Origin of the sequence: Bacillus sp. TH19 (assembly GCF_016651075.1) — a bacterium.
GTDB lineage: Bacteria > Bacillota > Bacilli > Bacillales > Bacillaceae_G > Bacillus_A > Bacillus_A mycoides.
In genome coordinates, this window is sequence record NZ_JAEKEO010000007.1 from 408,881 (window position 1) to 421,572 (window position 12,692).

General features: G+C 36.5%; 10 protein-coding genes. 3 read left to right on the forward strand and 7 right to left on the reverse strand.

Going from position 1 to position 12,692, the window contains the following annotated elements; translation table 11 throughout:
• Positions 1–4 precede the first annotated feature (4 nt).
• Positions 5–1,384: a zinc ribbon domain-containing protein gene (locus tag JFU54_RS05755; protein ID WP_201063931.1), complete on the forward strand. Its 1,380-nt coding sequence runs from the start codon at positions 5–7 to the stop codon at positions 1,382–1,384.
• 194 nt (positions 1,385–1,578) lie between these two features.
• Here the strand turns inward: JFU54_RS05755 and JFU54_RS05760 are convergent, their stop codons facing one another.
• Positions 1,579–1,881, reverse strand: coding sequence for a DUF3910 family protein (locus JFU54_RS05760; protein WP_193652157.1), 303 nt, complete (start codon positions 1,879–1,881; stop codon positions 1,579–1,581).
• 79 nt (positions 1,882–1,960) lie between these two features.
• On the reverse strand, positions 1,961–2,839 hold the full coding sequence (locus JFU54_RS05765) for a cell wall-binding protein EntA (protein WP_088040447.1): 879 nt from the start codon (positions 2,837–2,839) through the stop codon (positions 1,961–1,963).
• Positions 2,840–3,516: 677 nt separating this feature from the next.
• Here JFU54_RS05765 and opuD point away from each other — a divergent pair.
• Positions 3,517–5,031 (forward strand): glycine betaine transporter OpuD, encoded by a 1,515-nt coding sequence (opuD, locus tag JFU54_RS05770; protein ID WP_088040446.1) that lies wholly within the window; start codon positions 3,517–3,519, stop codon positions 5,029–5,031.
• A gap of 306 nt (positions 5,032–5,337) precedes the next feature.
• Positions 5,338–5,472 carry a hypothetical protein gene (locus JFU54_RS30070; RefSeq protein ID WP_002068447.1) on the forward strand — a complete coding sequence of 45 codons (135 nt, stop codon included), beginning with the start codon at positions 5,338–5,340 and terminating at the stop codon, positions 5,470–5,472.
• A gap of 155 nt (positions 5,473–5,627) precedes the next feature.
• Here the strand turns inward: JFU54_RS30070 and JFU54_RS05775 are convergent, their stop codons facing one another.
• The 5 genes from JFU54_RS05775 to JFU54_RS05795 all read right to left on the reverse strand — a co-directional run bounded on the left by JFU54_RS05775 (position 5,628) and on the right by JFU54_RS05795 (position 12,356).
• Entirely contained in the window at positions 5,628–6,929 is a 1,302-nt protein-coding gene (locus tag JFU54_RS05775; RefSeq protein ID WP_002129979.1) for a glycosyltransferase family 2 protein, read from the reverse strand.
• Positions 6,926–7,681, reverse strand: a complete 756-nt coding sequence (locus JFU54_RS05780) for a nucleotidyl cyclase domain-containing protein (protein WP_201063933.1) — start codon at positions 7,679–7,681, stop codon at positions 6,926–6,928. The genes JFU54_RS05775 and JFU54_RS05780 overlap by 4 nt, the downstream gene beginning before the upstream one ends.
• A 262-nt stretch (positions 7,682–7,943) precedes the next feature.
• Complete coding sequence (locus JFU54_RS05785; protein ID WP_033731081.1) at positions 7,944–9,155, reverse strand: NupC/NupG family nucleoside CNT transporter; 1,212 nt, start codon at positions 9,153–9,155, stop codon at positions 7,944–7,946.
• A gap of 362 nt (positions 9,156–9,517) precedes the next feature.
• Positions 9,518–11,260 (reverse strand): C40 family peptidase, encoded by a 1,743-nt coding sequence (locus tag JFU54_RS05790; RefSeq protein ID WP_201063935.1) that lies wholly within the window; start codon positions 11,258–11,260, stop codon positions 9,518–9,520.
• 211 nt (positions 11,261–11,471) lie between these two features.
• Positions 11,472–12,356, reverse strand: a complete 885-nt coding sequence (locus JFU54_RS05795; protein WP_002016184.1) for a D-amino-acid transaminase — start codon at positions 12,354–12,356, stop codon at positions 11,472–11,474.
• Positions 12,357–12,692 lie beyond the last annotated feature (336 nt).

Below are 12,692 nucleotides of genomic sequence, written 5' to 3' on the forward strand. Positions count from 1 at the left end.
ATACTTGAAGTTTTGTGGAACATGCAATAAACAAGTTGCGGATCATTTGAACTTTTGTCCTGATTGCGGAAGTAAAGTAGAAGAAATTGCTGATCAAACAGCTTCTTCTCACTCAGAAATGCGTAGAGAAACAAAGTCAGTGAAAAGTAAGAAGAACATGTTTTTACTTATAGGTTTTGTCATTGTTTTTGCTATTTTGTTTGGCGCATATAAATTCGGTGCGAGCAAGTTTTCGAAGGAAAAGCAAGTAAATGCAATGATTGAAGCATTCCAAAATAAAGATGTGAATGCAATCGATGAGATTTTGAAAGTAGACGATCCAACCTTAAAGGTTAAGACAGAAGATATTAAGGCGTATATCCGTTATTTAAAAGAGAATCCTTCTTATAATAAAGAACTGTTATCATATTTGCAAAGAGAGACAGTAGATCAAAAGTTAGCAAGTGATAAAGCATCTTTTAAAGATGGGAAAATTATAGAAGACGGGAAAGAATGGTTCTTGTATCCGAAGTATAAGTTCAGCATGAAGTCGTATTACATGAATGTTAGCACAACTGCAAAGAATGCTGAAATATATGTGAATGATAAAAAAGAAACAGAGCTTTCTAGTGATAAAACTTCGAAAGAATTAGGTCCATACTTCCCGGGTGCCTATGTTGTAAAGGCAAAGGCGAAGACGGAACTTGCTGAATTAGAGACAGAAAAAGAAGTGGATTTAGCAGATGAAAAGAATGGGACAGTAGAAGTGAATTTATCACTTGAAGGAAATTATGTAACCATTTCATCTGATGAAAATGATGCAACTGTATTTGTTAATGGCAAGAAACGTGGAAAGTTAAATTACGGAAGTTATAAACTTGGTCCTGTACCAACGGATGAAACGGTAGAAGTACATTTAGAGAAAAACGCTGAATTTGGTGTGATGAAATCTGAAAGTATTAAAGTTGGAGATCAAAGTACATATTACTTAAAGTTCCCAAAAGAAGCTTCTAGTTCAGCGGTTGGAGATTTTGTACAAAATCATATTTATAATAACGTGCGTGCAATTGCATTAAATGATTTTAGTTTAATTGAAAATGATTATGATAAGAGCGGGAAATCGTATAAGGAAGACCGTGATTACTTACAATATCTACACAAAAAAGGAATTACAGAAGATTTATTGACAATGAATATTCGCAATGTAGAACGTCAAAGTGCAACGAAATATAAAGTAACGACATATGAAGAATATCATATTCGTTACGGTGACGGCTCTGTAAAATTCAAGAGCTTTAATAATGACCATATCGTTACTGTTAATGGAAATGGAAAGATATTGTACCATTCTCTTGGAGCGAATAATACGCTGAAATCAGATGAAGTATCTGGTCCGACTCGTTAATATAAGAAAGAGGCTGTTCAATTTTGAACAGCCTCTTTCTTTAGGTAGCTTGCCGTTATTGTCAATCTTTGTCGGTAAATCGATATTCCATGTTGAACCGTTGATATAATTTTCTCTACTCGTGTTCATGAAGGGAAAGTAAAAAGGATATCACCTAGTTGGGAAATTCTACTAGGTGATATCCTTTTTTGCAATTAGAAGCGGGCTTCCTTTAATATCGCTTGTACATATGGATCATTTAATATTTGCTTTATGAGCGGTAGCATTTCTTGCTCGAATGGAATATCAATAGGGAATGGTTTTTGAGAGCCTGGTTTTATTCCGTATTGTACGAGTTTGTAATGTGTATTTTCTTCAGACTTGAGCACAATTAATTTATAGCGATTGTCATCGCTTGTTAGTGAGAAGTCAATTGCGATTGCATCATATGTTACATCATCTTTATATATGTACGGTTTTGGTGTACCGACCCAGTCTACTTTTGCTTGTACATTCATGGACGTAACCTCCTTATAGCTATTATAAAAAAATAAAAGCCAGCTCTCAACAAAGAGAACCGGCTTTAGCAGTCATTGGCTATTTTAAAATTTTCACTTTAACAGTTTTGCGTCCCCATTTTTGAGCAGCGCTATCTGATCCAAGTAGGATGTCGATACGGTTACCTTTAATTGCACCGCCAGTATCTCCAGCGATCGCTTCTCCGTAACCTTCTACCCATACTTTAGATCCTAATGGGATTACTTTTGGGTCAACAGCGATCATTTTCATGTTTGGGTTCGCTGTTAGGTCATGACCCATTGCAGTTAATACACGGCCGCCGTATGTGCCACCGTTTTCACTTGGGTGAGCTGTATATGCTGTAGCTACAACTGTTAACTCACGACCATTAGAAGGTGTGCTAGTCTCAGCAGCTTTCACAGCAGGCTTAGCAGCTGGTTTTGCTTGTGCTGCAGGTGCTTGAGCTTTAGCTGGTGCTACAGTTTTAGCAGGAGCAGGTTGTTCTTGTTTCTCGATAACAGGTGCTGTACCTGTTAAGAAAGGAACGTGAACATAAGCTGTTTTCCCGTTATATTCAAATTGTAACCACTCATTTTGTACTTGGTTCGTTGTTTCGATCATATCGTCTTTCTTAAGCGTTCCAAGAATTTCTGAGTTTGTGTTCGCTTCAGCACGTACATTTAATACGTTAGCTGTTACATAGTAAGAGTTCTTTGTAAACTCTGCACTTACGAATGCGTCTTTACCATCTAATTTGATTTGTGACCATCCGTTTTCTGTATTTAGAACATCTAATTTATGACCATTCTGTAATTTACCGACAACTTTTGATTCAGTAGTAGGGTTTTCTCGTACGTTTAGTACGTCTGTTGTTACAACAGTTTCTGCATTAGCAGATGCGGTGAAAATCCCAAGACCAAAAACTGCTGCTGTTGCTATTCCAATTAATTTTTTCATGATAGCCTCCATTGCGTTTGTTTTCGTGTCCTCATTATAGCAACAGATTTTTTCGGATTTTGGGAAAACACACAATTACAAACCATTCGTAATAAGTCATTAACACTTTGTAATATAGCTAGAATGAGAGGAAAGCGTTTTTCATTCCATATAATTAGTAGGTTTCTAGTTATATTCAAAATATTTAATACAACGTATTTTTTTCGGCGCAAATAAAAATATTACAAGAGTGTTACATAATGATTACTATACAGTTACATTCCTTGAGTATTTTCCCGTTTTATGGGTAATATAGTTATATAAACATAAACATCTCGTTTGTGAAGTTATAAACACGCGCTATATACTAGCAAAAAACCGCATAATTGTTACAAGAAGAAAGGGTTGTAAAGAATAAATCTGCCCTTTTTTAAAACTGTAACACATCCTTTTTTGGGAAAATCTCTTCCCATCCGCATTTTTCTCACACAATTTGACAGTAGTATTCCAATCTTGTAGCTCTTGCAGAGTGGAAAGGTTGTACGGAAGGTAAGGCTGTCCATAAGAACTCTAATTGGTGAAGGCAAACTTGAGAGAGCCGAAAGAAAATCACCACAAAAAACTATGGTTTTCTATCCGATTTAACATATCGGAATTTATGATTTTTACAAGAAATGAAACATACGAAGGGGGATTTGATGAGGAAACTGACGAAAACATTTATTGTCTCATTAACATTATGTATTGCATTTACACTTTGGGGGATTATTCCCGAATCTATTATTGGAAAAGGTAGCTTAGGAAATGTAACGACTGTAATTCAAGCTGCGTTAGTTAGTAAGTTTGGATGGTTCTATATTATTTCCGTTTCTATTTTCTTAGGAATTGCTATTTTCTTAATTGTTTCTAAGTACGGTTCGATTCGTTTAGGTAAAGATGATGATGAACCTGATTATAGTTATATGACATGGTTTGCTATGTTATTTAGTGCCGGTATGGGAATCGGTTTGGTTTTCTGGGGTGTCGCAGAACCGATGAACCATTTATACACACCTCCGTTTGGAGAGAGTGCGACTGAAGAGAGTGCACGCCTTGCACTTCGTTTCTCATTTTTCCATTGGGGATTACATCCGTGGGGATTATATGCACTTGTAGCATTATGTATTGCGTATTTTACATTTAGAAAAGGAAGAGCAAGTACAATTAGTGCGGCGGTCGGTCCGCTATTTAAAGGCGGTGAACATGGCCGTATTGCCCATATGTTTGATGTTCTAGCTGTATTTGCGACAGTATTTGGTGTGGCGACATCATTAGGACTTGGGGCAAAGCAAATTGCCGGTGGTGTTAGTTATTTAACATCCATTCCAAACTCATTACCAACGCAGCTAGTAATCATCGGAATTGTAACTGTTCTTTATATGCTATCTGCGCAAACGGGACTCGATAAAGGAATTAAATATTTAAGTAATGCGAATATTATTTTAGCGTTTGCACTTATGATAATTGTATTATTTGCAGGTCCAACAAACTTTATTATGAATTATTTCACTTCAACAATCGGTTCATACATTCAAGAATTGCCGAGTATGAGTTTCCGTTTAAGTCCATTAAATGAAGGCGGAAATCAATGGATTCAGTCATGGACAATTTTCTACTGGGCATGGTGGATTGCATGGTCACCATTCGTAGGTACGTTTATTGCTCGTGTGTCGCGCGGGCGTACAATTCGTGAATTTGTTGTTGGTGTGTTACTCGTACCAACAGTAATTGGTGCGCTTTGGTTCTCTGTTTTCGGAGGAACAGGTATTCACATGGAGCTATTTGATGGTGCAAATATATATGGACAAATTAAAGAAATGGGCACAGAAGTAGGATTGTTTGCTATGTTAGACCAAATGGGTAGTATGGGACCGGCTTTATGTGTGTTAGCCATTTTACTTATTTCAACATTCTTTATTACATCGGCAGACTCTGCTACGTTTGTTCTAGCGATGTTAACGACACATGGTAGCTTAAACCCACCAAATCGTATTAAAATGGTTTGGGGTATTGTTCTAGCGGCGTTAGCTTCGATCTTATTGTATGTCGGAGGATTAGAGGCGCTGCAAACTGCGTCGATTATTGCGGCCTTCCCGTTCGTATTTGTTATTTTCTTTATGATTGCAGCACTATTTAAAGAGTTGCAAAAAGAAGGACGTATGAAACAACATTAATAATAGAAGAAAAAAATTCTGTATATATAAATAGTATTAGGACTGCCGACATTCGGCAGTCCTTTTTCACTGTTCTATACCATTGTAGGAAAAGCATTACTTTGTTGCGGAATACTATAGATATCGGTAATTTAAAAAGAAAAATCGATATAGTTCGACATTATCCGATATTTTACACATTATATTCATATTTTTGACAAAAATATGTCGGAAATGTGTTGTTACTTTTATGTATATGTGCTATATTATTTCCTGTAAGCGATTTCAAATAGTTTTAAAGCGCATTCAAGGGGGACAACTAGAATAATGAAACGTTACGAAAGAAAGTGGAAGCATATTTGTTTGAAACGTGTGGCACATCGAAATGCCCAAGAAAGCACGGAACCAAAGACTGAAACTCGTAAAGAGCATCAAGAGAAGCAATTGGTTCTACAAAAATAGCAATCACTTTTTCGTATATAAATGAAGGTCGATCGTTCGTTGGGGGATGGACGTGAAATAACTTTCAGCTAAGGGGTATTGTCTGATATATATAGTATTACGGTAAAAAATAAGCACAGAGCATACGGCGCTCTGTGCTTATTTTTTAATGAAATCTATTTTTCTTTTTTAAATCGTACTGTTTTATCCCAACCAATTACTTGTTTCTTGCTCTTTGCACGTAAGTAAAGAATGAGACTGCGAATAAACAAATACGTAAAGAGCTGTGCGTACGTAAAGTACATAATGACGCTTATGAAAATATTGGTCGGTGTAAAGGTTCGTTCGACGCTCTGAGCACTAAATAATTGAGAAACATATGTAATATATGCGACATACCACATAAATAGTAATGGAATGCTATATTGAATTTGGAATATGCCGAGCAGTCCAATTATAAACCAAACGTTTGAAATGATTAGGAATAGCCAAAATACGACATACACTAAAACTTGTTGTAAGGAATGGACGAGAAGTTTCCCTTTAAAAAAGCTTAATGAAGAAAACATTTTTTCTAAAATGTATAAGTTTCCTTGAAGCCAACGTGTCCGCTGTTTTATAAGAATTTTTAAATGTTCAGGTTCTTGTTCCCATGTAATCGATTCCGGGACGATTGGTAAGAGATAGCCCTTTTGGGTAATTCTTAATGTTAATTCAGCATCCTCTGCAATTGCATAAGGATCATAGCCGCCAAGTTCTTCTAATGCGGAACGACGAAGAAGCATGTTTGTTCCGGTTAGTGAACCTGTTTGGAATAATAGCCAGCGTCCAGATTGCATAAGGAGCTGGAAAATCTGAAATTCTAATGAAATCATTCGTGTAAGCCAGTTTCTTTTCTCATTTACTGTACGAACGTGTCCAACTGCTCCAACGGCATCCTTTGTTGTTTCAGCATGTTCTACGAGCATTCGCAGTGCATGTGGTTCAGGTTGATTATCTGCATCGTAAACACAGAAATATTCACCATCCGAAATGCTAAGGCCGTAGTTTAATACACGCGATTTTCCTTTCGGTTCGCCAGGTGGTACACGAATGTGATGAATATGAGCATAAGCTTTGTCGAAATCATCGCCAATTTCAGGTGTTTCATCTTGAGAGTTATCGTTTAATAAATAAACGTTTAGTTTGCCTGGGTATTCAATCTTTGCCATTGCTTCTAATGTATCTTTAATAACAACCCCTTCATTATGGGCAGGTATTAAAATATCTACACTTGGATAATGTTCTAGCGTACGATCTTTTCGCTTACTATTTCGATGAATTAAGCCTGCGAGTGTTAAGAGAGAGTAGTAAACGAGTAGGCCTGAGAATAGAAAGGCCGTAAAAATAAGTACATATTTGATTGAAAATGTGATGCTAATCCAAAATACGAGTACGCAGAACAGAAGGAATAAAAGGAGTATAACGAGTGTCATCATAATAATGTCTGTCCTTTTGTCGTGATTTGTTCTCGTTTTATTTTAATGTCCTGAATTGCTTCAGCAGCAAGCCATTGCTCCATTTTTGGATGTAGACGGTTCATTACAATGTCAGCACCGGCTTCATTTGTATTTTGTAATAAAATGACTAATGTGTTGCTGTCATATTCACCAGCAAGGTCAAAGTCAGCTCTGACTGTATCAACTAACAATGAAGCTACACGATCCATGACACTTTCCTTCGTATATTTACTAAAGGAAGTGAAATCAAAGAAAATGATAATGCCTGTTTCATTACGACGATTCATCGCAGTTGTTAATAAAGCTTGTCGTCTTTCGAATTCTTGTCTTGTTAATAATTTTGATTCTCCAATGTATTGCTCAAGCACTCTTACCCGTTCAGTTAACTCTTTATTTTTAAGGATAACCTTTTTTAATAGATGGGTTGAAATATAAACAATGAAGAAGTTAGCTGCCATCAGGAAGTGGGTAATAATATATTCCCATTGATCTGATGTACTCCATAAGTGAAGCCACGCTTGATAAAATAAATAGAATACTGAAATGATTGTTCCCAGTATGAAGAAAATAAATGCTGTTTTATCAGGTAAAAATAGGAATAGTACATTTATGATGACATATATAATTGTAAAAATGAGCGCGTGCTCATATTTCGTCACATGTACAGTAGTAAAATAAAATAAAATTTGTAAAATCCACATAGAGAGGACTTTATAGGACTTATCTTTCACGAAACGTTCCTCCTTAAAGCTAATTCGTGCTGGATATTTGTAGTATGCACAATTATTAAGAAATGGACCATGTAGCTGGAAGTCTTTTTTTAGCGAGCGATATCAGGTAGTATCCCTCTTGTACAAGAAAAAATAAACAGACATACTAATTATTGTAACATAGCGTCTATACATCTATACATAAAGTATTTAATATATATGAAAATTATATTTATGTTATATAAAAAAGCCTCCTCTTTAAAAGAGGAGACTTTACATGAGTTTATAGGAACATCATACCTGCGACTGCTGCGTTTAAGAAGTTCGCTAGTGTACCAGCGATAACTGCTTTAATCCCTAATTGTGCAATTTGTTTACGGCGAGTAGGAGCTAACGTTCCTGTTACACCTAATTGAATTGCGATAGAAGAGAAGTTTGCAAAACCACAGATTGCAAATGTTAAAATCATATTTGTTTTTGCAGAGAACTCTGCCATGTGTGGTCCTAAGTTTGCATATGCAACGAATTCGTTGATTGCAAGTTTTTGACCGATGAAACTAGCTGCTTGCACGGCTTCACCTGGAGAAACCCCGATTAAGATTGCAAATGGTGATAATAAGTAACCGAAGATTAAATCAAGGCTAAGTTTAATATCGAACCAAGAACCAACCCATCCTAATAAGCCATTTAATAAAGCGATTAATGCAATGAAGGCCATTAGCATTGCAGCTACGTTAATAACAAGTTGTATACCTTCAGATGCACCGCGTGCAGCTGCATCGATAACGTTTGCGTCTTCACGCTCTGTTGAAAGTTGAACATTATTATCTACTTTTTCTGTTTCTGGCATAATTAGTTTTGCAATTAATAAACTTGATGGAGCTGCCATAATTGCTGCTGCTAATAAATGTTCTAACGGAATTCCCATTGCTGCATATCCGACAAGAACTGATCCGGCAACAGCTGTCATACCACTTACCATAATAGTGAAGAATTCACTGTTAGTTAAACGTGCTAAGTATGGTTTAATTAAAATTGGTGCTTCTGTTTGTCCTAAAAATACAGTTGTTACTGCATTTAAGCTTTCTGCCTTAGAAGTTCCAAGAAGTTTACTTAATGCACCACCAACGATACTAACAAATTTCTGCATAATACCTAAGTAATATAAGATTGCAACTAATGAACTAATAAATACAATTGGAAGTAGTGCTTGAATAACGAAAACAAATCCCCAAGGGCCTTTTGCGTTGACTAAATCCCCAGCAACGAACCTAATTCCCTCGTAAGAAAAATTAATTAATCCTTGAACGCCGTCAGCAGCAACTTTTAAGCCTGCTTTTCCAGCATCCCATCGCAATACGATAAATGAAAATGTCATTTGTAATGCTAGCGCGATTAAAATTGTGCGCCAATTAATAGCTTTGCGGTTAGAAGATAGTAAGAAAGCAATTGCTAATACTCCAATCACGCCGCCAATTCCCCATAAAACATTCATGCAGTGTATGCTCCTTCCTCATAGTAAAAAAGTGTATAAACCAGTTGTCTATACTTTTGCGAATATAACATCTTAAGTAACTTATCATAATGGACATCGGAGGTCAAACGTCTAATGAAAAGTTTAAATAAAAAGAAAATTCTTTGAAAAAACACATATAAAATGAATAGACATGAAATAGGTTATGTTTTTTGTGGGAATATATTCATTATGATAACATTTTGGGAAATTTTAATAGAATATAGTGTATGAAATAGGAAAATGAACGCATAATTTTTTCGTAGAGAGAATGAAAGGGAAGTACTATATCGAGTCCTTTAAAAAAAGCCTTCTAGTAAACTAGAAGGCTCTGAAACTATAAATTAAGGTGCTTTCGTATACCCTAAGAAATGGCTTTTCCAATAAGAATTGTTTAATGAAGCGATTGCTACACCTTTATCTCCGGATTGGATGAATGACCCCCCGCCAAGGTAGATACCCATGTGAGAAGGACCTGCTTTATAAGTATCTTTGAAATAAATTAAGTCTCCAGGTTGTGGACTTGAAGTTTGTGGTAAGCTGCTCCAATATCCAGCAACACTTTGGCGGCTAATGTTATGACCAAATTTCTTAAATACGTGGTAGATGTAACCACTGCAGTCAACACCATTAGCAGAAGTACCGCCCCAAACGTATGGTACGCCTTGCATAGATTTCGCGTATGCAAGTAGAGAAGAACTGTCACCGCTATTATTATTGTTATTGTTGTTATTATTTTGATTGTTATTTTGGTTGTCGTTAGGCTTATTATCTACTGCGCCACCAACTGGTGTTTTAGATAGGAAACGTGTTCCGATGTAACCAGTTTGACCGTTGTAGTTGATTTTGCTCCATCCAGAGTTTTCAGAGATTACTTGAACCTTCTGTCCTTGTGGAAGTGCGCCTATGATTCTATAATTTGTACCTTCGCCGCTACGTACATTTAGTGCAGAAGCATTAATGTAGTAGTCGCCAATTGCACCTTGATCAGGTTGTTTTGGCTGTTCAGGCTGTTTCGGTTGTTCAGGAGTAGCTGTGCCACCTTTAACGAATTTTACAAATTCGCTACTAACATAGCCTGTTTTTCCTTGGTAGTTTACTTTAAACCAGCCGTTTTCAGATCCGACTACGTTTAATGTTGTGCCATTTAACACGCCGCCAATTACACTATGGTAAGCAGCAGGGCCTGTACGAACACGTAGAGATGTTGCGTTAACAACGTAAGTACCACCAGTTTGAATAGTTCCATTATTATTTTGCTCTTGGTTGTTACCTTGAGTGACGTTTTCGTTAGAACCGCCTTTTTTTACGTAGTCCTTGCTTAAGTAAGCTGTTTGTCCTGCGTAATTGATTTTGAACCAATCTTGAACTTCGCCTACAACTTTTACTACTTGTCCTTGTTTAACAGAACCTACAGTTGGATGAGAAGTGCTAGGACCTGTACGAACGCGAAGGGAAGATACATTTACTGTATAGTTTCCACTTGCTGGTTGAACAGTTGATTCATTGTTACTATTGTTGTTATTGCTTGTAGAGCCAGTATTTGAAGAAGCGCCTGATACAAATTGGCTACTAACATAACCAGTTTGTCCGTTATGGTTGATTTTCACCCAACCATTTTCTTCTCCAATTACGTTTAAAGTTTGTCCTTCATATACACGTCCTGAAACAGAACTAGAAGTGTTAGGAGCTGTACGTACACGTAATACATCAGCAGTAACTTTATTGTTTCCACCTGTGCTTACATTGTTATTCGTTGCTCCGTTTTTTGATACAAACTCGCCACTAACAAAACCAGTTTGTCCATTAACGTTAATTTTGAACCAACCATTTTCTTCTCCAATTACGTTTAATGATTGACCATTATAAACGCGAGAGATAACGTCGTGAGAAGTACTTGATCCTGCACGAACATGTAGTACGCTAGCATTCACCGTATATGATGAATTGTTTGATGCGGAAGCTTGGACAGTTTGTGTAGCAGCTTTTTGTGTATTTTGTTCAGGGGCAGCTTGAACACTATCAAGTGTAGGAGCTGCTCCTCCTGCTACAGACACTGCCGCAAGACCGGCAAGGTATTTTTTCATAATTTGTCGATTCCTTTCTGTCTGTAATGTAGTGAAGAAATATTTACCAACTGTTAAAAATTCTAAAGAGCATGTCGATTACTGTCAAGACTTATGTGGTAATCTGAATATGACAAAAAGGTTACAAAAAAAAAATCAAGGTATAAATCCGTACCTTGATTTCCATTTAAATACATATATTTGATGTGGAAAATGAGAAGATTATTCGTATTTAGGAAGATGTGCTGTTGGATTTTAAAAGGCTTTGAGAAAATGACCTTTGCAGTAATTTGGTGATAGGGCCAACTTGACCATCTTGAATCGCAGTTCCATCGAGATGGGTCATCGGTAAAATTTCAATAGTCGTTCCCGTAAAGAAGCATTCATCTGCTTGATAAACATCGCGAACGCTGAAAAGCTCTTCCTTTACAGGAAGTTGAAGAGTGTTAGCTAAAGAAAGGACGTACTGACGAATAATGCCGTTTAAAATAAGGTGATTGGCTGGATGCGTATACAGTGTTCCGTTTTTTATAAGAAAGAAGTTAGAGTGGCTACCTTCAGTTACAATACCATTTCGTACGAGAAGTGCTTCTTTACAACCTTTGCGTTCAGCTTTCGTATAAGCTAATACATTTGGTAATAAATTTAACGATTTAATATCACAGCGGAGCCAGCGTGTATCAGGTTCTGATATAGCACGTACACCGTATTCAATCCATAAAGATGGTCTTTCTTTTTTTGAAATATAAGCATAGATTGTCGGAGATATGTCATATGAAAATGCATGTGCTCGAGCTTGTACACCACGAGATACTTGTAAGTAAATTGTTCCGTCTTCGTGGAAATTATTGTTTTCAATTAATTTGTAGAGTAAGATGATGAGTTCGGCTTTTGAGAAAGGAAGTGATAATTCTATTTCTTCAAGGGATCGATATAATCTTGTTAAATGTGGGTCTAATAAGTGAAAGTTTCCGTTATAAAGGCGAATAACTTCATAGACGCCATCACCAAATTGTAAACCTCTTTCTTCAAGTTCTATGTACGCGCGATGTTTTGTTGTATCAATAACTGCATCATTCCATAGTACAAATCTTTCGTATGCCAATTTTCGTCCCATCCTTTCGTTAGTACATGAATAAAAATCACTATAGTAATTTTTATGTAAGCAATTCTCTACATATGACGTATATGTATTTGTAAATCACAGAGAAGTAGTGGTGATTTATCCTGCATTAACTGCCCGTAAACGCCCGATTGGTGAGGGCTAATAATCAGTGGTGGATGAACAAAACACCCACTGATTAAAGTTTCACTTTATAGCATTTTGTATATACAAATTCGGAAATGAGAAATAAGAATCCTTCTTTTTGAAAAAAAAAAGCAACATTCGTATGGAATGCTGCACAAGGAGGGTAGCTATCATTCATAGGGACATCGTCTTTAAAGGTTTCAT